The 21,805-nt window shown below is 67.3% G+C and carries 13 protein-coding genes (1 of these 13 running past the window's edge); 4 read left to right on the top strand and 9 right to left on the bottom strand.

Translation table 11 applies throughout. The features are described 5' to 3' along the window. Window positions 1–160 precede the first annotated feature (160 nt). From ABZ795_RS24710 to ABZ795_RS24695, 4 genes are all read left to right on the top strand, one after another. Window positions 161–1,831: an ABC transporter substrate-binding protein gene (locus tag ABZ795_RS24710; RefSeq protein ID WP_357532057.1), complete on the top strand. Its 1,671-nt coding sequence runs from the start codon at window positions 161–163 to the stop codon at window positions 1,829–1,831. 93 nt (window positions 1,832–1,924) lie between these two features. Continuing rightward, entirely contained in the window at window positions 1,925–3,001 is a 1,077-nt protein-coding gene (locus ABZ795_RS24705; RefSeq protein ID WP_357532056.1) for an ABC transporter permease subunit, read from the top strand. A 9-nt stretch (window positions 3,002–3,010) separates the two neighbouring features. Next, the gene (locus ABZ795_RS24700) at window positions 3,011–3,964 is read left to right on the top strand and encodes a carbohydrate ABC transporter permease (protein ID WP_357532055.1); all 954 of its coding nucleotides are present in this window, start codon (window positions 3,011–3,013) and stop codon (window positions 3,962–3,964) included. 203 nt (window positions 3,965–4,167) lie between these two features. Next, window positions 4,168–4,662 (top strand): hypothetical protein, encoded by a 495-nt coding sequence (locus ABZ795_RS24695; RefSeq protein WP_357532054.1) that lies wholly within the window; start codon window positions 4,168–4,170, stop codon window positions 4,660–4,662. On the opposite strand, the gene ABZ795_RS24690 is transcribed toward ABZ795_RS24695, so the two are convergent. The 9 genes from ABZ795_RS24690 to ABZ795_RS24650 form a co-directional block, all read right to left on the bottom strand. Then, the gene (locus ABZ795_RS24690) at window positions 4,593–4,910 is read right to left on the bottom strand and encodes a pentapeptide repeat-containing protein (protein ID WP_357532053.1); all 318 of its coding nucleotides are present in this window, start codon (window positions 4,908–4,910) and stop codon (window positions 4,593–4,595) included. The genes ABZ795_RS24695 and ABZ795_RS24690 overlap by 70 nt on opposite strands. Then, a complete protein-coding gene (locus ABZ795_RS24685) occupies window positions 4,907–5,440 on the bottom strand; it encodes a hypothetical protein (protein WP_357532052.1) in 534 nt (177 codons plus the stop codon). Before ABZ795_RS24685 ends, ABZ795_RS24690 begins: the two co-directional genes overlap by 4 nt. 381 nt (window positions 5,441–5,821) lie before the next feature. After that, window positions 5,822–6,061, bottom strand: coding sequence for a hypothetical protein (locus ABZ795_RS24680; protein ID WP_327026640.1), 240 nt, complete (start codon window positions 6,059–6,061; stop codon window positions 5,822–5,824). A 1,535-nt stretch (window positions 6,062–7,596) separates the two neighbouring features. Beyond that, window positions 7,597–8,328, bottom strand: a complete 732-nt coding sequence (locus ABZ795_RS24675; protein WP_357532051.1) for an alpha/beta fold hydrolase — start codon at window positions 8,326–8,328, stop codon at window positions 7,597–7,599. A gap of 107 nt (window positions 8,329–8,435) precedes the next feature. Next, window positions 8,436–9,167 (bottom strand): ABC transporter permease, encoded by a 732-nt coding sequence (locus tag ABZ795_RS24670; protein ID WP_327026642.1) that lies wholly within the window; start codon window positions 9,165–9,167, stop codon window positions 8,436–8,438. Then, window positions 9,154–10,047 carry an ABC transporter ATP-binding protein gene (locus tag ABZ795_RS24665; RefSeq protein ID WP_327026643.1) on the bottom strand — a complete coding sequence of 298 codons (894 nt, stop codon included), beginning with the start codon at window positions 10,045–10,047 and terminating at the stop codon, window positions 9,154–9,156. The genes ABZ795_RS24670 and ABZ795_RS24665 overlap by 14 nt, the downstream gene beginning before the upstream one ends. A gap of 79 nt (window positions 10,048–10,126) precedes the next feature. After that, window positions 10,127–16,057 (bottom strand): beta-ketoacyl synthase N-terminal-like domain-containing protein, encoded by a 5,931-nt coding sequence (locus ABZ795_RS24660; RefSeq protein WP_357532050.1) that lies wholly within the window; start codon window positions 16,055–16,057, stop codon window positions 10,127–10,129. 2 nt (window positions 16,058–16,059) lie between these two features. After that, window positions 16,060–19,332 (bottom strand): amino acid adenylation domain-containing protein, encoded by a 3,273-nt coding sequence (locus ABZ795_RS24655; protein ID WP_357532049.1) that lies wholly within the window; start codon window positions 19,330–19,332, stop codon window positions 16,060–16,062. Window positions 19,333–19,424: 92 nt separating this feature from the next. Next, window positions 19,425–21,805, bottom strand: partial view of an amino acid adenylation domain-containing protein gene (locus ABZ795_RS24650; protein ID WP_357532048.1) — the 3' end only. It continues 4,375 nt past the right edge of the window; the window shows 2,381 of its 6,756 coding nt (coding positions 4,376–6,756); its start codon lies beyond the right edge, outside the window; it ends in the stop codon at window positions 19,425–19,427.

Raw genomic sequence — 21,805 nt, 5'->3', positions numbered from 1 at the left:
CCATCCACACGCCGGGGCGGGCCTTGACGCAACACGATCGACTCTTTACTTTAACGCTAAAATCCCGCTCAATATGAGGACGCCAAGCCCCAGCTCGCGTCGATATGCCCACGAATTCCAGTCAAGGACGACCGGAACTGTTCTCAAGGGAGAGCCCGCGGTGCGTACCACAAGAACGAAGTTGTCGATTGTTGTCCTGGCTGCAGCCGTGTTAGTGGGACTTGTCGGATGCACCTCTGCCGACAACCCCGAAGACGACTCGGGAACGCTGACCCCCAGTGACCCCACGACGTTCACGGTCTGGATCACGTCGGCCCAGCAGGCCCCGGCACCCGAGAACAAGATCACCAAGCTGCTCAAGGACAAGCTCGGTGTCACCCTCAAGTACGAGATCGTCACGCCGGACAACGAGGACCAGAAGATCGGTGTCATGCTCGCCGGCGGCGAGTTCCCCGACCTCATCGGCACCGGCGACCTGAAGCAGCGTCTCCTGCAGGGCGGCGCTCTGCGGCGCCTGGACGACATGCTGGCCAAGGGGGATTACCCCAACATCGCCGAGCACGTCAAGGACGACATCAAGAAGATGAGCTACTCGGGCGACGAGGTGGACAAGGGCCTGTACATCCTCCCGAACTACAACCGCTTCTACGGCGACATCACGGGCGGCGTCTACTACGGTCCCGCGTTCTGGATCCAGAAGCGTGTGCTCGCGGACGCCGGCTACCCGGACCTCAGCAACATGACGCTCGACCGCTACTTCCAGCTCATCTCGAACTACAAGGCGAAGCACCCCCAGACCGCCGGCGCCCCGACCGTCGGCTTCGAAATTCTGGCGTCCACGGGCCGTGAGTGGGGCATGACTAACCCGCCGGCGCAGCTGGCAGGCTCCCCGAACAACGGTGGCGTCATCGTCGACAGCAACAACAACGCGTCGATCTTCGCCGACAAGGACATCGCGAAGAACTTCTACAAGGTCCTCAACCAGCAGTACAACTCGGGTGTCGTCGACCCCGAGTCCTTCACCCTGACGTTCGACCAGTACACCGCGAAGCTGGCCACCGGCACCGTCCTCGGCATGCACGACCAGGGCTGGAACTTCCAGACCGCCACCCAGTCGCTGCAGAGCGCCGGCAAGGACGAGTACACCTACGTGCCCCTCATGCCCGTCTACGACGGGGTGAAGCCCTGGTACGCCGACCGCCCCGTCATGAACACCAACCAGGGGTTCGGCGTCTCGGTCTCCAGCAAGCAGCCGAAGAAGGCACTGAAGTTCCTCGACATCATGCTCAGCGAAGAGTGGCAGAAGACGCTCTCCTGGGGCATCGCTGGCGAGGACTACCAGGTCGGCGCCGACGGCATCTTCTCCCGCACGGACGAGCAGCGGAAGAACTACAAGGACCTCACCTGGCGTGCCTCCAACCGTCTCGATGCGCTGCTCGACATGCTGCCCAAGCGCAACGGCAAGTTCTCCGACGGCAACGCCTACAGCCCCGACGACCAGCCCGCCGAGTTCTACGCGACGCTGAGCGACTACGACAAGGACTTCATGGCGAAGTACGGCAAGAAGACCTGGCTTGAATTCGTGAACAAGGCGCCGGAGAACCCCAAGTACTACCCGGCGTGGAACCTCACGCTCTCCGACGAGGCCAACCAGGTCAACCAGCAACTGACCGACACCAGCGTGCAGAAGCTGCCGGGGATCATCGCCGGCCCGCCCGCCGACTTCGACAAGAACTGGCAGGCCTACGTCGACTCCATCCGCAAGATCGACGTCAAGGTGTACGAGGACGCAGTCACCGCTGGCATCAAGGACCGTCTGGCCAACTGGTAACAGTCTGCGAGCAGTCGTGGGGGGGGGCGTGCGCCCCCCACCACGACGCGTTCTCGATTACCACCCATTGCTCCTGACGACGAGGTTGGACAGATGACGGACGCCACGGTCGGCATCCCCGTGACCGCCACCGGGCTCGAACCGGCCCCGGAGCCCGCGAGCAGTTCGCGTGCCCAGAACCGCAAGGCCCGAAAGAATGCAGCGAAGGGTCCCAAGCGCAAGATCACCTGGGACCTGGTCTGGGCGCAGCGAGCCCTGCTCGCGATGGCCGTCCCGCTGCTGCTGTACCAGATCCTGTTCAAGTACGTCCCGGTCTACGGCTGGGCGATCGCCTTCCAGGACTTCAAGCCGGCTCGCGGCAGCAGCCCCTGGCCGGGTCCCCGCAGCCTCTGGAACCAGCAGTGGGTGGGCCTCGAGAACTTCCACAACCTGTTCACCGGTGTCATGGGTGAGCGGTTCATCCGGGTCGTGATCAACACGATAGGACAGTCGGTCCTGACCCTGACCGTCGGTACCCTCGGGGCCATCGTCCTAGCGCTGCTGCTGAACGAGGTCAAGAACCTGCCGTTCAAGCGAGTCCTTCAGAACATCACCTACATGCCCCACTTCCTCAGCTGGGTGATCGTGGCGAGCATGGCATCGGTGGCGCTCTCGCTGCCCTCCTCCGGCGGGTTCATCAACCAGGGCCTCATGAACCTGCACATCATCGACCAACCGGTCCTGTTCCTGACCGAGCCGAACTACTTCTGGGGGATCGTCGCCGGGACGAACCTGTGGAAGGAGCTGGGCTGGAACACGATCATCTACCTGGCCGCGATCACCGCGATCGACCCGAGCCTGTACGAGTCCGCCGAGGTCGACGGAGCAGGCCGCTTTCGCAAGATGTTCAGCATCACGCTCCCGAGCATCAGGCCCACGATCGTCGTGCTGCTCATCATCAACAGCGGCTGGATCCTGTCCACGAACTTCGAGCTGCCGTACTTCCTCGGCAACGGCCTGGTGTCCGACAGGTCCGAGACCATCGACGTCTTCGTGCTGCGCTATGGCTACGAGCTGGGCAACTACAGCCTCGCCATCGTCGCGGGCATCTTCAAGACCATCGTCGCCGTCATCCTGGTGGGCGCGGCGAACCAAGCGGCCAAGCGCCTCAACCAAGAGACGCTGGTCTAGGAGGACTTCATGTCAAGCACCACTGTCGCGAAGCCTCTGGCGCGGCGCGCATCACGGGGCGGGTCACGGCGTCGCAAGTGGACGACCGAGCGGATTGTCTTCACGACGCTCAACACGACCTTCCTGCTGGCCCTCGCGGCGGTCATGGTCTACCCGCTGCTGAACACGCTCGCCATCTCCCTGAACGACGGCATGGACGCCGTCCGTGGCGGGATCGGCATCTGGCCTCGGGACTTCTCGCTGCAGAACTACAACGTCGTGTTCAACATGCACACGATCTACCAGGCGTTCTTCATGAGCGTCCTGAAGACGGTCGTGGTGGTGGCGACAAACCTGTTCTTCACCTCGATGCTCGCCTACGCGCTCAGCCGCACAGAGTTCATCTTCCGCCGCCCGATCACCGTAATCTTCGTGCTGACGATGTACTTCGACGCCGGGCTGATCCCCAACTACCTGCTCATCAAGGACCTGGGCATGCTGAACACCTTCCAGGCCTACTGGGTGCCGACGATCATCAGCGCGTTCAACCTGATCATCCTGCGCACGTACATGAAGTCGATCCCTGAGGAGATCATCGAGTCGGCACGGATGGACGGTGCGGGCGAGTTCCGTACGTGGTGGCAGATCGTGATGCCGCTGTGCAAGCCCGCGCTGGCCGTGGTGGGTCTGTTCGTGGCGGTGGGCAGCTGGAACGCCTGGCTGGACACCCTGCTTTACGCCTCGGGCAATCCGGCGTTGACCACCTTGCAGTACGAGTTGCAGAAGCTGCTGTCGAGCTCGATGAACGCCGGCGTGAACTCCGTGGCCGCCACGGGCGCCGCGGCCTCTGGCGGGCAGGTCACCACACCGATCGCGCTGCGGTCGGCGATCACCATGGTGGCGGCCGTCCCCATCCTGTTCGTCTACCCGTTCCTGCAGAAGCACTTCGTGTCCGGTCTCATGATCGGCTCCGTGAAGGGCTGATCGCGTCGGCCTCCCGCCCACCGCAGGAGGCCGACCCCGTCCTCAGGACCCGCAACTGCGCACACTGAAAGGCCCCGACCATTCTCCGTTTCAACCCCGCGTCGCGACTGTGGCGCATCCTGGACTCGCTCGGCTCCATCATCCTGATCAGCCTGTTCTGGCTCCTGAGCCTCGGCCTTGTCGTGACGGCGGGAGCGGGAACGGTGGTCGCCTACGAGGTGTGCCGCCGGTACGTCCTGGGCAAGGACGGTGGCGTCCGGGCCATTGCTTCGAAGGCCTTGCGGCATAGCTGGAGGCAGGCGACCGTCGTCGGTCTGCTGGCCGTCCCGGTCGCGGCCGTCGGCATCCTCTCGCTCTCCTACCTGCCCACTCGCGGGCTGGCCGAGGTCTGGGTGTCGCTCATTGTCGTCGGACTTTTCCTCCTGCTCCTGGTCTTCTGGTGCCTCCCCCTCGTAGCCCGCTTCACCAACCCCACCTGGCGCCAGGTGCTCAACGGGCTCACGTTGGGGCTGACGACGCCCAGCCTGACGTTCCTGCTCGGGATCGTGTTGGTCCTCGGGGGCGTCGCCATCTGGAACTTCATGCCCGCGGTGTTCGTGGCGCCCGGCCTGATCCTCCTGTGGTGGTGCTACCTGCTCGAGCGGTTCTTCGTCGCCCGGGGGTACGTGCAAATGGAGCCGAAGGAGGCAGAGGCCTGACGCTCTCCAGCCGTGGACCTGAGTTGTCTCGTGAAGCGGCTCGCGTCGATCTTGTACACAGAACGGTGGGGGTGGACCAGCTTCGGTGGCCTGGGCACCGAAGCTGGGAGGTGTCGAATGTCCAGCAGCGTGCAGTCACGGAACCAGACCTCCTTCATCGTGGCACCGGAGAACTGACTCTGGGACAGGTTGCAACCGGTGAATCGGACGCCGGACAGGCGAGCCCCGGTGAAGTCGGCTCTCGTCATGTCGCATGCAGTGAAGGTGACCGCCGTGAAGGCAGCGAACCGCCACCCCGACAGGTCCAGCCGGGACTCCTCGACCGCCACGTCGGCGACCACTCCGTCTCGGAGGCCACCGAGTCGCCGCCGAAGGCTTCGTTCTGCACGCTGATCAGCGCGGCCCGCTGAGAATCGGTGCCTGGTTCGTACAGACTGAGGTGGTCGAGCGTGGGTGGTGTCTTCAATGTGTCGGGCGTACAGAGCAGGTAGGTGTGCCGGGCTTCCACGATGAAGCCGGCGGCGGTCAGAAGTGCTTCCAGGCTTGGGGCGCAGCTGGTGACGTACTCCAGGCGGGGTTTGCGATCAGCCGCGTGGAAGGCTGCGACCAGGGCGGTGACATCGGCCGCGGTGATGGCAGTACCGGGACGCGGCGTCGCGTAGTTGATGTAGGGACTGGTCGTTGTCGGATCCATCCCGATCACGAACGGCCCCACCTCTACGGGCGCGGGTCGGTTGGACAGGTTGGCGGCGACGGACTGCTGAATGCGAACATCCATGATCAACCTTAACCTCGATGCATGAGAGAAGCTGCGGTGCGCGGAAAGAAGCGTTGGACCGCTGAACCGTGATAGAGCCGCGCGACGATCATTCGCCGCGTGGTCGACACTCAGGCGGCCGCTCGGCCTACCCGGATCACAGGCGTCATTCCCTCATGCAGAGTGCCCACGCCGATCGCGTGGTCGGCTGCAAGGTTGCCGCAGCCGGCTTGAGCTTGTCAACCCTTGATCACTGCCGCAGCCGCACATGCCGCCGACCAGGTGCGTTGGCGCCGGAGGGCCTTCACCCCGGGTCGCTTCGAGCGGAGGACGTCGGAGCAGCTACCCGCCAGATGCAGCTTTGAGGATCGGATCTGCTGCACTCTCGTGGACAGAGCGCCGCTACCTCCCGGCGATGGGGTAGCCGATCGCCGGGAAATCGCCGTCGGCGGTGAACACGACCGTCCACTCGTCACCGCTGCCGTTGCTCATCAGCGCCGCCTCGTCGTCGCCCCACGCCGTGGTGTAGTCGTAGTAGGGCTCTCCGCCGTCGATGATGCGTTCCAGGACAGCCAACGCCTTGCAGCGCTGCCGCAGAAGGTCGATGCCGGGCAGTCTGGCGGCCACGTCATACACGGTCACCGCACGAACCTACGTGGCGCAGCCAGCGCCTCGATGCCCACTCGGCCCAATGTTCTTGGCACGTTGCTCGCGGCGCATACGCACATACCGCTGACCGCTGACCGCTGACCTCTACCTCGGCAAGGGGTCCCACCACCGCATACCACCATGCTGTAGTCCTGGCGGTAGCGCCGTTTCCACCTCTCCTCCCGCATGCCCGGCCACCGCTCGCATGCATCAACCGGCACCGGCGATCGCAGCCCAGGTCCGTCAAATCCGCGACCTGGGCGACGCTGTCCGGGCGACGCGAACCTCACCACCCATCCCGCCTCACACACGCATTCCGCCTCCGACGGCAGAATCCGCCACCCGATCTCCATGCGCCACGCCACTCAGCCGGTCAGCACGACGGGCACGGCACGGCCGTCGCATGGGGCTCCACCATTCCGCGCCTCCAGACCCGCGACGTACGTCGCCCCACCTGCGCCCTGGTCAGCCGGATCCCGGCTCGACGCCGACACCTTCGGCCAGCACATCCCTCCCCGAAATGCCGCCAACTATCAGGCGCTGGCTGACACACGACGCTCCCGCCGGTCGTGCACCCGCAGCCAGGGCCAGCCCCGAGCACATCGGCCTTCACCGAAAGCAACTCGCCATGGAAACGCGTCATCAGCTCCAGGTCCGTATCGACCAGACCCCATCAACACGTACGACCACCTCGTCAACGTCCTCCTCACCCGAGCCCTGCTTCAGCTCACGCGACATCACGCAATCGGCAGGCAGACCTGCCCCTCACCCCTTGGCCACCATCGAGGGACAGACCATGAAGGCCCGCCCGCACAGGCCACAGAGCCTCCCGACCACAGCCGTCAGGGGTCGGCTTGACGCCGCGGGGAAGCAGCGGGTGGATAGACGTCCACACCAGACATCTGACGCCACCGCCCACCAGGGCCGCAGCGTCACCAGCCCATGGCCGCAGCCAGGCTGCAACCCCGAAAGGACAGCCGTTTCATGCCCGCCCCACCCCCAACCCACCCCGCCGAACGCCGCCGATCAGCGGCCGTCTGCCGGCTGATGCTCGATCGCCTCACCGACGCCGAGGCCTCCGACCTGCTCACCGGACTGCTCGGGCCGACATGGCCGAGGCGGGAGGCCGGGGCCGCCGCCGAGCTGGTCCGCCCGGCCGGGGCCGGAGACCCGCTGGCGGACGTCCGGGCCGTCTTCTCCTGGTCGGATCAGACCCTGCCGAGGCCCGTGGCGCGCGCCTTCCGACTGCTCGGTGTGCTGCCCGCAGCGGAGGTCGACGCGGACGCTGTCGCGTCCCTGGCGGACGTGACCGTCGGCGCGGCGAGCCAGCACGTCGATACGCTTGCCCGAGGTCGTCGAGGGTCTCGAGACGTGACGACAGCTGATCCACCCGACCGCTGTCACGGTCGGCGCTGGAGCAGGCGATCCCGGTCAGCCGCTTCGCGTCCCGCCTCGTGGTCGCGGCAGGTCGGACCGCTGGGCTGTGGGCGACCGGCCGGCACTGGGCACGGCCGGGCGCCCGGCCCACGTCACCTGGCCGAGGCCGCCTTCCGCTGCCACATCAGCTGGATCTTCGACTCCATGAACACGGCCAGCTCCGGCCGTCGCTCCTCGACGAAGAAGTGCCCGCCGTCGAACTCGGTGGTCTCCACGGGGTGCTCGGTGTACCGCTGCCACTCGTGGGTGATGACCTTGTCGTCACGGCCCTTCATCACCGCGATCGGGCACCGCAACTGTTCGACAGCCACGTCCTGGTAGCCGCCCAGCAACCTGAGGTCGCCCCCGATGATCGGCGCGAAGTAGTTCATGAAGTCCGCGTCGGCCAGGTTCTCCTCGCTGAGCCCGCCGTACTCGCGCAGCACCTTCTTGATGCCCTCCGGGGTGTCCAGATCGGATACTGCCGTGAACCCCCGGCCGCACGGCGCGGCCGACCCGGAGGTGAAGAACATCAGCGGGGGGTTGTCCAGGCGTTGCTGGCAGAGCTTGGCGACCTCGTAGCCGACGATGCTGCCCATGCTGTGTCCCCAGATGGCGTACGTCCCACGGAAGGAGTCCACCAGCTCGGTGAAGATGTCCCGGGCGAGCAGGGGCAACGACGCCGGCATCGGGGTGTTGGTCCGCTGTTCCCGCAGCGGGTACTGGACCACCCGGACGTCGATGCCGTCGCTGAACGCCAACTTCCACTTGCTGTAGTACAACGTCCCCGAACCCGCGTGCGGGAAGCACACGAGCGGGAGCTTCTCCACGATGCTCACTGGCACCCTTTCCCGTCCTGCTGTCAAGCCGTCGACCAGAGCACTCGGATCGCCACGGACGACGACACGGCCACGTCCACAGCACCGCGTGGCCGCGTCGCCGACCGATACGGTCATGCCCTTTCCAGGAACCTCGAGGCACCGAAGAACCCGACCACCGTCCACGCGCCGAGCATGATGTAGCTGATCGGCTCTGCTTCGAACGTCGTGTGCGCCAACGACGCCCTCATCACTTCCGCCATGTGGTAGATCGGCAACACCTCGTGCACGGCCTGGACCCAGCCGGGCAACCGTTCGATGGGGAAGTTGATCGGCGAGAACATCAGTGAGATGAACGCGATCAGCTGCGACAGGGCCATGGCGGGCTCGGCCGCCATGACGAACGAGTAGCCGTACCCGATGGCGAAGCAGGACAGCACCATGAGCACGAAGCCCGGGAGGATCGTCCACGAGATCGCGTAGCCGGGCTCAAAGATCAGGTGCGCGACGAAGACCGAGATGGCGATGGCCGGGACGGTGACCAGGGCCCAGATGCCGACATCGGCGATCAGGAACAGCTTGCGGTCGACCGGTAGCGCCTTGACGAAGTCGAGGTAGCCGGTCATCTTCGCGCCCGCGTTCTGCATCGGCACGGTGACCAGAGCCGTCATGATCAGCACGATCGTCGGCGCGCCGGTCGCGAGGTACAGCATGCCGCCGCCATCCGGCGCGGGCATCAGGTACGAAAAGCCGATCGCCACGCCGAGGGCGATCACGATCATGATGACCGAGAAGACGACCAGGTAGCTGCCCTGCTTCCGGGCTTGGAGCTCGATCACATACTTGAGTTTGCTACCGGTGGACACCTTCGACCGCTCCCTTGTTGCCGACGAGTTCGATGTACATGTCTTCGAGGGTGATCTCCGTGAGGGAGTACTCCGTCAGCAGACCGCCATCACGCTGCTCGGCGGCCCACTTGAGGGCCTCGGCGGCGAGTTCGCGCTCGAAGGTGAGGGTCAGTTTCGCGTCCGCGACCTTCAGGCTCTCGCCCCAGGCGGGCCTGACGAATCGGTCCTCGGGCGCCGTGGCGACGGCTTCCAGCTTCATCCGGTTGCCGGCCGTCTCGCCCTTGATCTGTCGGACGTCGCCCTGCGTGATCACCTTGCCCTCGTTGAGGATGGCCATGGTGTCGACGGCGCTCTCGGCCTCCCGGATGCTGTGCGTGACCACCACGACGGCCGTGCCGTCCTTGGTCAGGTCGCGGATCGCGCTCCACAGGAAGCGCCGCCGGACCGGGTCGACGTCGTTCGTCGGCTCGTCCAGGATCACCACGCGACCGGGCGCGACGGCGGCCATACAGAACCCGGTGAGGCGTAGGATCCCGCCGGAGAGCTTGTTGCCCGGCGCGTCCGCCCACTGCATGATGTCGAGCCGCTCGAACAGCTCGGTCGTGCGCCGGTCCACCTCCTCGGCGCTGATCCCGCGGAGCTTGCCCATCACCCGGGTGACCGCACGGGGCGTCAGCTCACCCAGCGGGGTCTTGGACTGGGGCTGCACCGAGCACAGGTAGCGCCCCAGGTTCCGGTTCTTCGTGATGTCCTTGCCGTCGATCACGATCGAGCCCGCGTCGGGCTTCAACAACCCGAGCAGCTGGTTCACGATCGTCGTCTTGCCCGCGCCGTTGTGGCCGAACAGGCCGAACACCTCGCCCCCGTCGACGCGCAGGCTCACGTCGTCGTTGGCCACCGTCCGACGACCCCTTGACTTATACGTTTTCGTGACGTGGTCCAGTTCGATTACAGCCATTATCACCCTCCTTCGGCAATCACAAACCATAGCTGGCGGAAACGCGGCCAGTCAGATACTCGACCTCGTCATCCAGAATTCGGACCAGCTCATGCGGGTCCTCGACCCATTTGCTCAGAAGGAGCAGATCCAGGCGTCCGTTGCCGACCTTCGAGACACAGTAGCAGTCGGCATAGTCCAGTTTGGACTGATCGTCGGTCAACTGCGCGAGCGTCATGTCCCAAATTGCATCGTATTCGTCCTCGACATTTCCGACAAAATTCAGCAAGCACGTCGGCCGGAGTGTCTTGCCCATCACGGACAGCACTTTCCGGTGTTTGACAATCGACCGTACGTTTTGCACCAGGTTCAGGAAACTGACGTTGTTCTTGTTCATCATGCGGACCTTGTCGGTGATGATCCCGTCGAGGTCACCCATCGTGTCGCGCTCCGCCGGCACCAGCACGGGGAGGCTGCCGAGGACCATGCCCATCACCTCGGAGTAGTCCTTGTCCTCGAACACGCGCGACTGGAGGAGCGTGATCAGCGCCACCTTGTCGATGCCGAGCAGACGGCCGACGACGCGGGCGTAGAGGTGCACGACCAGGTAGAACAGGTCCGGCTCGGTGCCGTCGGCGGCCCGAAGCCGGTCCAGGTCGACCGAGTAGCGGACGTCCCGGATCTGGCTGTCCGCGAACCGGGCAGATTTCTCCTGGATGGTCTTCGCGTACCGGACGTACTCCACCAGGTCGAACTTGTCGATCAACTCGTCCGAGGTGATGTCGACCGGGCCCTTGGCGATCTGGTCCTGCAGGTGCCGGTAGCTCTTGGCGATCGGCATCGCCCGACTCGTGCCGGCCATCAGCTCCTCGTAGCGCTTGAGGAGATCGCCCCGGAACAACTGGCCGGACGCCGCATCGAAGATCGAGTGGTCGAACTGGAAGAGCAGGTCGTGCGAGCGGTCGTTGTACGTGATCAGGACGACCTGGTACATCGGCTTGTCGACGACCTTGAAGTCCATGCTCCACTCGCGCTTGACCAACTCCGCCCGCAGCTCCTCCTGCTCGTGCGGCTCCAGGCCGGACATGTCCAGGCGCGGCAGCGCGATGACCTCGGGAGCCTCGAACTCCTTCCACCGGAACCGCCCGAACGACCGGACCAGGAAGCTGCGCATGAGCCCGTGTCGCCCGATCACGTCGCACAGCGCCTGCTGGAGCACGTCGAGGTCGATGAGCTCGCGGAGCTGGATCAGGTAGAGCTGGAGGCGCGATTCGGTGGCGAAGTGCTGCTTCTGCATCGCACTGATCGGGTACGTCCACTTCACCGGCTGGGCGCCGATGGACCTGCGCAGCTCCTCCTGCCGGCGGTCGATCTCGTCGAAGACCGCGGCATAGCCGCCCGGGTAGGACGGTAGGCCCGCGCTCGCCTTGAGCGCCTCGAAGTCCCAGCCCATGCCGATGTCCTCCGGGCCGCCCCGAACCACGTAGTGCGGCAGGAATTCGGTCGGCACCCGGAGCTCGGTGAACTCCCGGACCACTCGCTTCTTCAGCGTGTCGTCCAGGCCCGCCACGGCTAGCACGACGAGCGTGTCCTCGTCACGTCCCGACTTGACCTCACGGAAGGCACACGGCGCGCCGAGGCGTTGTTCCAGCAGCACGGCGAGGCTGTCGAAGGACATGTCCTCCGATCCGCCACGCCTGATCGTCCGCTCGATGAAGGCGGCGAGCCCGGCGATCGTCGGGTGGTTGTAGACCTCCTTGGCGAGGACCTTGTAGCCGTTCCTGTCCAGGGCGTTGGTGAACTGCACCAGCTTCACCGAGTCGAGGCCGATGTCGAAGATGTCCGCGCGGCCGTCGATCTCGCTGAAGCCGAGCAGCGTCCGGATCTCACGCTCGATCACCGCCGCGATCGCCTGCCGCTCGTCGGCACCGCCGGGCTCCACCTCGACATCGACCAGCTTGGCCGCCGCCTGCGTCCGGAGAAGGTCCACGCCGTGGTACGCCGTGCGGATACCGCCGTCGCGCATCCTGGGCAACAGGTCCAGGACCGAACCATCGGCCTCCCGCAGGTCGGCGAACGAGTAGAGCCGCGTGACGCCCGCTTCGGCAGCGCCGCGCTCGTTGTCGGCGAACCAGGTGGTGACGTGCCGGTCCCACCCGTCCCGGTGCAGACCCGGCCGGGACAGGACGTAGCACGGGATCCGCCGCTCCCGGCCCACCTCGGTCAGCAGGCCGAGGAGTCGACGCTGGTCGAGACCGTCGGTGGCGCCGTCCCGGCTCGGCGTGTCCCACAGCACGACCTCGTCGACGGCGGGCAGGGCACGCAACCCGGTCGACAGCGTGCCGGCCAGCTCCTCCCACGTGGACCCGGTGACCACGGGACGCACGGTGATGCGCTCGTCCACCACGCCGACCCGGGTTCCCGCGGAGTCCGAGCCGAGGTCGAACGGCAGGATCTCGACGGTACGGGCAGGGTTCGCCCCCGCGAGGTCGCGCACCATGTCCTCGATGTCGCGACGACGACCGAGGACCGCCGTCCTCACCGCCCGCCCGGCCGCCGCGACGGCGCCGTCCAGCGGGACCATCCGGGGCACGAGTCGCCGACCCCGCTCGTAGCTGACCGCGACGTCGTCGGGCCGGTGCGCCTCCAGCTCGGTCTGGAGGTGTTCGCGCCATGCTGCCCGGCCGGCACGGCCATCGAGGGAGGAGTCGCACCGGACGGCCCGGACCCGGAACGTCGGGTGCTCGTGATTGATGCCGATGAGCAGTGGCACGACGTCGCCGTGAGCGCCCAGGAGGTCACCGGTGTCCAGCACCACGACGTCCTTCACACACCGTTCCCGCATCCCGGGGATGGCCGCGCAGAGTCCCCGCAGGGTGGTCACCAGCGACGGGCGGTCGGTGCGGTTCACCACGACCGTGTCACCGGCCAGGGCGTGCCGTTCCAGGTCGTCCAGCAGCCGCTTGAGGTCGTCGTCGTGGCCGGGGCGGACCACCGCACCGGATTGCCCTTCGAACCGGTACTGCGCACCGAACGAAACATATAGCGTCCGCCAGTGCGCGACCTCGTCCAGCACGCGCTTGAGCCCACGACGGTCGTCGGTCAGGACGATCAGGACCTTCGGCTGCTCCTTCCCGGTCGAGGACGGGCGCATGGACGGCGCCCAGGCCAGCCGCGACGCGGGTACCGGCCCGGTCGTGGCGACGGCGCCGGTGACAGCCTGCCGGGCCGGCGCGACGGTCGCGACGCGCGGGCCGCCGTCGGTCTGGCCCTCGACCAGCTGCTGGAAGTGTTCGATGTCGACCGGATACTCGACCTTTTCGAACGGATACAGCGGCAACGTCACCTTGCGCGGCAGACGGCCCTTGTGGAACGCCTTCCAGTCCAGCGAGAGGCCGTTCTCCCAGAGCTTCTTGACCGCACGGGCCAGGTGCTCGCCGTCCTCGATCTCCTCCATCCGGTGCCGCAGCATGTTCACCGTGGTGACCGCGGCGTCGCGGGCGATGGCGCGCACCAACGACGACAGCGACTTGCCCGGTCCGACCTCGACGAACAGGGTGCCGCCGCGCTCCAGGATCGCCTCGACGCCGGGGGCGAACCGGACCGTCTCGCGGGCGTGCGAGCAGTAGTAGTCGCGGTCGGTGGCCTGTGCCGCCGTGATCCACGTACCGGTCACGTTCGACAGGTACGGGATCTTCGGCTGGTGCAGGGTCACCTGGTCCATCACCGCACGGAACCGGCCGAGCATGGAGTCCATGTACTGCGAGTGGTAGGCGTGGTCGGCCTCGATGTGCGAGAACTTGATTTCCCGCTCCGCGCACTGCCGTTCGATCTCGGCGACGGCCCCCGGGGTACCGGAGACGGTGCAGTCCTCGGGGCCGTTCACCGCGGCGATGGCCAACTCGTCGGTCAGCATGCCCCGGACGACGTCCTCCGGCGCCCGCACCGAGGTCAACGCCCCGTCGGCCGTCGTGTCCATCAGGCTGCCCCGGGCCTGGACGAGGCGGATGCCGTCCGCCAGCGAGAACACGCCGGCCACATACGCCGCCGCCAGCTCCCCGGTGCTGTGCCCGATCATCCCCTTCGGCTTGAGACCCCACCCGATGAGCGTCCGGGCCATCGACGTCTCCAGCATGAACAGCAGGATCTGGGTGGTCCCGATGTTGTTCAGCTGCTTCTCCGCCGCCGCGGAGTCGCCAAAAAAGACCTCGCGGGGCACCTCGTGGCCCAGGTCCGCGCTGATCGTGAAGCACTCGTCCAGGTACGCCCGGAAGTCGGATTCCGTCTCGTAGAGGCCGCGGGCCATGCGCAGGTGCTGCGCGCCGAGACCGCTGAAGAGGAAGTAGACGTCGCGACGCGCGTTCTTGTGGACCTGCGCGGATGGTTCGTCGGCGTCCAGGGACTCCTGGAGCCGCTCGCGCAACTGCTCGACGTCACCGAACTCCACGGCGTACCGGTGTGCGAGGCGGCGTTGGCGGTTCTGGAGTGTCCACGCCAGGTCCGAGCCGTCGAGGTCCGGGTGCGCGGCCAGGTAGTCGACGAAGTTCCGCTTGATCCGCCCGATGGCGTCCGCGGACGTCGCCGAGACGACGAACGTGTTGTACGTCCGGCCCTTGGACGGCGCCGGCCTCGCCTCGGGCGCTTCCTCCAGCACCACGTGTGCGTTGGTGCCGCCGATGCCGAACGAGCTGACGCCGGCGCGCAGCGGCAGCACCTCGCCGGCCTTCGACAGTTTCGGCCGCAGTTCCTGCTGCTCCGCGACGACGTAGAACGGGCTGCCCTCAAGGTCGACGTTCGGGTTCAGCTCCTGGAAGTGCAGGCTGCGCGGCACGGTCCGGTGTTGCAGGATCTTGCACGCCTTGATCAGGGAGGCGACGCCGGCGCCCGTGTCGAGGTGGCCGATGCTCGCCTTGAGCGAGCCGATCCCGGTCGTGTCCGGCTCAGCCGCGCCGAACGCCTTACGCAGCGCCTCGATCTCGATCGGGTCGCCGAGCGAGGTGCCGGTGCCGTGTGTCTCGACGTAGGACACCTCGGCGGGGGGGACGTTGGCGACGCGGTAGGCCTTGCGGATGACCTCGGCCTGTCCCTCGATGCTCGGCGCGGTGTAGCCGACCTTGCGGTTACCGTCGTTGTTGACCGCCGAGCCTTTGATCACCGCGTAGACGTGGTCGCCGTCGCGCAGAGCGGTCTCCAGCCGTTTGAGCACCACGATGCCGACGCCGTTGCCCTCGACGGTGCCGGCCGCGTCCTTGTCGAACGGCCGGCAGTGGCCGTCCGGCGAGTGGATCATGTTCTCCTGGTAGCGGTACCCGTTCTTGTGCGGAAGCGTCAGCCCGCTCCCGCCCGCGAGCGCGATCTGGCACGACCCGGTCCACAGGTTACGGCACGCCATGTCGATGGCGACCAACGAGGTCGAGCACGCCGTGTGCAGGGTGAAGGCGGGGCCCTTCAGGTCCAGGGCGTACGCGATCCGGGTGGCGGCGAAGTCCTTGTCGTTGAGCTGCATGCCGGTGAACGTCATCCCGGATTCCAGGATGTGCCGGGTCAGGGTGTGCGTCTCCCAGGGGAGGTTGTTCGTCGCACCGAGGAACAGGCCGATGGCCTCGGGCCGCCCCTCCGCCGAGTAGCCCGCGTCCTCCAGGGCGTGGAAGACCTCCTCGTGCAGGGCGCGGACCTGAGGATCCAGCAGGGTGGCGTCGGCCGGGGCGTAGTTGAAGAACTCCGCGTCGAAGTACTCGATGTTCGGGAACACACCCTTGGCCCGGACGTACCTCTCGTCGTCGAGCGCCGTCTTGGCCACACCCACCCCGAGCAGTTCGTCGTCGGTGAAGCGGGAGATGGCGTCGACGCCCTCGACCAGGTTGGCCCAGAACTGGTCGATGTCCTCGGCCTGCGGGAACCGGCCGGCCATGCCGACGACGGCGATCTCCAGCCCGGTCTCGCGGCGCTTGGTGGCCCTGCTCTCCGGCATGGTCAGAGCTCCTTTTCAAGATCGGCGGCGAGTTCCTCGGCGATTTCGTCCGCGATCTCGCGCAGCAGGGCGGTGGCGGAGAACGTGTGCTCCTCCTCCTGCTCGGCGAAGGCGTCTTCGGCGTCGGCTTCGGCGTCGTCGGGGTCGGCGGTCGGATCGTCGCCGCTGTCAGCGACGGCGAGGAAGGCGGCGAGGGAGGCGATGGAGGTGTGCTGGAAGAGCTGTACCAGCGGCACGTTCCGGTCGAGCACCTTGCGCAGCCGGTTGTTGATGGTCAACAGGTTGAGCGAGTTGATCCCGAGGTCGAAGAAGTTGCGGTCGACGTCGATCGTCTCGGCGGGGACGAGGTCGGCGATGATGTCGAAGAGGATCCGCGTCATGTCGGACACCGGTCCGAGATGCGGCGCCTCGGGGCGGGCCTCCGGCTCGGGGCGGATCTCGGCCAGCCGGGTCCGGTCGACCTTGCCGCTCTTGTTCAACGGGATCCGGTCGAGCTGCACCAGCCCGGCGGGGATCATGTACGGGGCGGCCTGCTGCGCCATCCCCTGCCGTACCACCTCGGGCGCGATCCGCTTACCGGCGACGTAGTAGCCGCGCAGGCTCTTCTCCCCGTCCACCTCGACGCAGATCACGGCGGCGTCCTCGACGTGCTCGACGGACCGGAGCACGCTCTCGACCTCGCCCAACTCGACCCGGAAACCGCTGATCTTGACCTGGTCGTCGGCACGGCCGAGATAGTCGAGCGACCCGTCGGGCAGCTCGCGGACGAGGTCACCCGTGCGGTAGAGGCGGCGGCTGGACAGCGCCGGCACCGTGACGAAAGCGGCGAGGTCGAGGTCCGGCCGGTTGTGGTACCCGGTCGACACGCCGTCACCCCCCACGCACAGCTCGCCGACCGCGCCGGGTGGCAGCAGGTTGAGGCCCCGGTCCAGGACGTGGGCCGACGAGTGCGCCAGCGGGTGGCCGATGGGAATCCGCTCGCGGAGCAGGTCCTCGTCCCGAATCTGGTACGTCGTTGAGAACGTCGTGTTCTCGGTGGGACCGTAGCCGTTGGTGATCCGCAGGCTCGGGCAGGCGCTGCGGACCTTCGTAAGGTGCTGGACCGACAACGCGCTGCCGCCCACGATGAGGTGTCCGAGCCGGTCGAAGATCGCCGGGTCGTGGTCGCAGAGTTGGTTGAACAGCGGCGCGGTGAGCCACATGCCGGTCACCTCGTTGCGCTTGATCGCCTCGCGCATCAGATCACCGTCGAGCACGTCCAACTCGTCGGCGAGCACGAGGGTCGCGCCGAACAGCATCGTTCCCCAGATCTCGAACGTGCTGGCGTCGAAGGCGGGCGAGCCGGTGAACATCAGGACCTGACGGTCGTCGAAGTCGAAGAACTCCTGGTCCGCGACAAGGCGCAGGATGTTGCGGTGCGTGATCTTGCAACCCTTGGGGTTACCGGTGGAGCCCGACGTGTACATGAGGTACGCCGTGGCGCCGTTCAGGTTGCGCTGCCGGGGAAACGGCGGCACGTCCCCGATCGGCGGGTCGACGAGCAGCACCCGGGTCGCCGCCGGCGCCCGGTCGGCGAACTCCGCCACGGTGCACAGGTCGCGCACGCCTGCGTCGGCGACGACGTACTCCACCCTGGGCTTGGCATCCTTGGTGTCGATCGGGACGTAGAAGTTCCCGTTCTTCAACAGGCCGAGGATCGCCACGATCAGCTCCGGGCGGCGGTCCGCGAGCACGCCGACCGCCACGCCCGGAATCACGCCACGGCTCTTGAGCTCCCAGGCCACGGCATCGGACCAGCGGTCCACCTCTGCGTAACTGAACTCCCTGCCCCGCCACACCAGCGCGGTCTTCTCGGCGTGGGTCGCGGCGACATCGGCGAAGACGTCCACCACCGATGAGTCCAGCATGGCGGAGTGAGCCGGCTGCGGCACCGCCACGTCCGCCGCCCGGCTGTCCCACAGGGCGATGTCCGCCACGCGTACCCGCGGGTTGCGCACCGCCGCGGTGAGCACGTTGCGCAGGCTGTGCTCCAGCGCCTGGATCAACCCCGGTGCGTAGTGGTTCTCGTTGTAGGCGAACGTGATCGCGAAGTCCCGACCGGGGTTGACCACGATGTGCAGGTCGTAGCTCGTCCGCTCGAAGACCTCGACGCCGTCGAACGCGAGCCCGTCACCGGTGTCGCCGGCGAAGTCGCGCAACTGCTCGGACAACGGGTAGTTCTCGAAGGCCACGACGTGGTTGAGAAGCTTGTTCCTCAGCGGGGTGAGGCCCTGGATCTCGTGCAGCGCGTAGTGCTCGAAGGCACTCGCCCGCAGGTAGGACTGCTGCACCTCCCGGCACAGCCCGGTGAAGTGCTGGTCCTGCGTGGTCGTCACCCGGACCGGCTGCGTGTTGCAGAACAACCCCACCGCCTCGCCGATGCCGGCCATCTCGGTGCCGCGCCCGGACACGACGCTACCGAAGACGACGTCGTCGGCGTAGGTGAACTTCTGCAGCACGACGCCCCAGGCGGCCTGGAAGACAGCGCTCTGCGTCACCCCGGCCTTCTGCGCGAACCCCTTCAGCCCGTCGTACAGCTCGGCGGGGAGGGCGAAGCGGTGGGTCGCGCCACGGTAGCCGCCGGGACGGGGGCTCGCGGGGAGAACCGCCTCGGTTTCGTAGCCCTCCAACGCCTCCGCCCAGTACCGCCGGGCGTCCTCGTCGTGCTGCCGCTCGTACCAGGTGACGTAGTCGCGGTAGGGCAGCGCCTCGGGCCGCGACTGGAACGAGCCGGACCGGGTCAGCTCCTCGTAGTAGCCCATCAGCGTCCCGAACAGCGGGCCGAGCGACCAGCCGTCCAGGATGATGTGATGGAACGTGAACACGAGACGCCAGCGGCGGTCGGCCAGCCGGATCAGGGTCGCCCGCAGCAGGACGTCCGCGCTGAGGTCGAAGCCCTTCACGCGGTCGGCGACCTTGAACTCCTCGACGTCCCGGTCACGGTCGGGCCGGTCCCGGTAGTCGCGGACGTCGAGCTGCGGCGCCCACTCCTTCAGCACGATCTGGTACGGCTGGTCGGTGTTGCGGTACGAGAAGATCGTGCGCAGGACGCTGTAGGTGCGGGACACGCCCGCGAGCGCCGCCCGCATGTGCTCGACGTCGACCTCGCCGGTGATCACGAAGTCGAACTGCTCCACGTAGGCGTCCGAGCCGGTGTCCACGGCGTGACTGAAGAGCATGCCCTTCTGCATCGCGGCCAGGCCGGCGATGGACTCGATGTTGTCTCTCTCAACCATGAACCAGGCTCTCTACTTAGCACCCACGCGGTGTTCGGGTCGTGGCGCCCGGCGACCGGCGCCGGGGTGAGGGATCGTCGTCACGCCGGCCGCTAGATCCCGCCCCCGACATCCAGCAGGATGTCGGCGAGCACGTCCTGACGGATCGGCGAGGAGACCTGGAAGCCCCGTGGTTCACCGGACTTCAGGGCGTCTCGGACTTCGTGGAACGACTCGTCCACCGCCGCGATGATCTTCTTTGCGGTGCCGCTCGCCTCCCACGCCCGTGGGTACCGCACCTCGACCAGGAGCTCACCCCCTCTGCGGGAGGCGACGATGTCGAGGGGGTACGGCAGGCGGTGATCCCCGTCGGTGGTGATGTCCCCCGGGAGATGGGTGAAGCTGATGCCGTCGGCGCTGTCCTGGCCGCCCAGGTAGTTGAAGCCGATCTGCGGCCGGACTGCGGTCAGCGCGCTCCGTTGCGCACCCAGGCCGGCATCGATCCGCACCAGGGGACCGAAGCCGGCGCCCTTGTCCGGCAGCCGGTCGAACGACCGCCGCACCGCGTCCACGGTGTCCGCCACGCCCTGCTCCACCTGGACCAGGTGCGGGAAGGTGCTGGTGAACCAGCCAACCGTCCGACTGAGGTCGTGGTCCCCCGCGATGGGTTCGCGGCCGTGCCCTTCCAGGGCGAACAGCACCCGCTGCTGGCCGGTCACCGAGGCCAGCGCCCGCGCGACGACGGTGAGGACGATCTCGGCGTGGCTCGCTCCGTGCACCTCCCGGGCGGCGGCGAACAGCGAGAAGTCGTCGGTCTCGGTCAGTCGCACGACCGTCGCTGCGGTCTCGGACCGCTTCACGTCGCGCTCGGCGAACACCTCGCCCGCCTCGCCCGCGCTGCGCGCCAGGTCGAGCCAGTAGGGCAGTTGGGCGCGGAAGCCGCCGTCCAGGGCGCGCTGCTCGACCTCCCTCGTCCACGCCGGGAACGGCATGGTCTTGGCGGGCAGCTCGGCGTCCGGGTCGGCGAGGCTGATGGCCAGGTCCTCCAGCAGGACACCCCACGACACGACATCCACGGCCAGGTGGTGGATCGCGATGGCGAACCGCGCGCCCCCCTCACCCAGTCCGGCGGCCAGGCTGACGACCGGGCCGCCCCGCACGTCGACCCGCGCCTGCACCGTCCGCAGGTACTCGGCGAGGGCGTCGTCGGAGAGCCCGTCCGGCGCCTGCTCACCGTGGACGAGCGTCGGGGCGTCGACGTCGCGCAGGCGGAGCCCGCCCTGCTCGTCCACCTCGACGCGGAGCATGTCGTGATGGCGCACGAGCCGCTCCACCGCCCGCACCAGGCGCTCCAGCGACACCGGCTCGGCCGGCGTGACCAGCAGGCACTGGTTGAACACCCGGGTCCGGGCGTCCGGGTCGTCGAGGAACGCCAGTTGGATCGCGCTCGCCGTGATCGGCCCGGACAGCGGCTTCTGGTCGTACACCCGCAGCCCGCTGCCAGCGCCGGCGGACTCGGACAGCTTCTCCTCCAGCGACCGGATGGTCGCGTTGCCGAGGAGGTCCGCGGCCCGGATCGTGATGTCCTGCTCGCGGAGCCGGGCCACGATCTGGATCGCCTTGATCGAGTCGCCGCCCAGCGCGAAGAAGTCGGCGTCGATGTCGTCCACCGGGATGCCCAGCACGTGCTGCCACGCGTCGGCGACCACGCGCAGCGAGTCGGTCTCCGGCGCCGCCGCCGTCGCCCCCGCCGTGAAGTCGGGCTTCGGCAGCGCCGCCACGTCGACCTTCCCGCTGGCGTTCAACGGAACCGTGTCGGCCTTGACGATGAAGGACGGCACCATGTAGTCGGGCAGCCGTCGGGACAGGGCCGCCCGCAGCGCCGACCCGTGGTCCTGGTCGTCCACGTACCCGACCCAGAGGCACAGGCTCCTGCTGCCCTCGGCGGCCTCGTACAGACCCGCGTGCGCCCAGCGGACGAAAGGCTCGTTCAGGGCGACCTGGATGATCTCCGCCAGCTCGATGCGATAGCCCCTGAGCTTGATCTGCTGGTCGAGGCGTCCCGTGTAGTAGAGCAGACCGTTGGTCTTGAAGGTGACGATGTCGCCGGTCTTGTAGAGCCGCTCCCCCGGCACCGCCGGCGAGTACACGAACCGCTCGGCGGTCAGCTCGGGCTGGTTCAGGTAGCCGTCGGACAGGCCAGCCCCGCCGATGTAGAGTTCGCCGCCGACGCCGACCGGCACCGGCTCCAGCCGCTCGTCGAGCACCCACAGCGAGGTGTCGTTGATGGCCGTGCCGATCGGGATGGCGTCGTCGGGGTCCATCGCGTCGAGCGTGTGGATGGTCGCGAAGACCGTGGTCTCCGTCGGGCCGTAGGCGTGGCTGATCCGCCCCGGCCCGAGCAGCTCGAACGCCCGCTTCACATGCGCCGGCGAGGCGATCTCGCCACCGAAGATCACTCTGCGGACCGTGCCGAGCGACCCCGACGCGTGGT

Source organism: Micromonospora sp. NPDC047134, assembly GCF_040643455.1.
Lineage (GTDB): Bacteria > Actinomycetota > Actinomycetes > Mycobacteriales > Micromonosporaceae > Micromonospora.
This window is presented reverse-complemented; position numbering and strand designations above follow the sequence as displayed.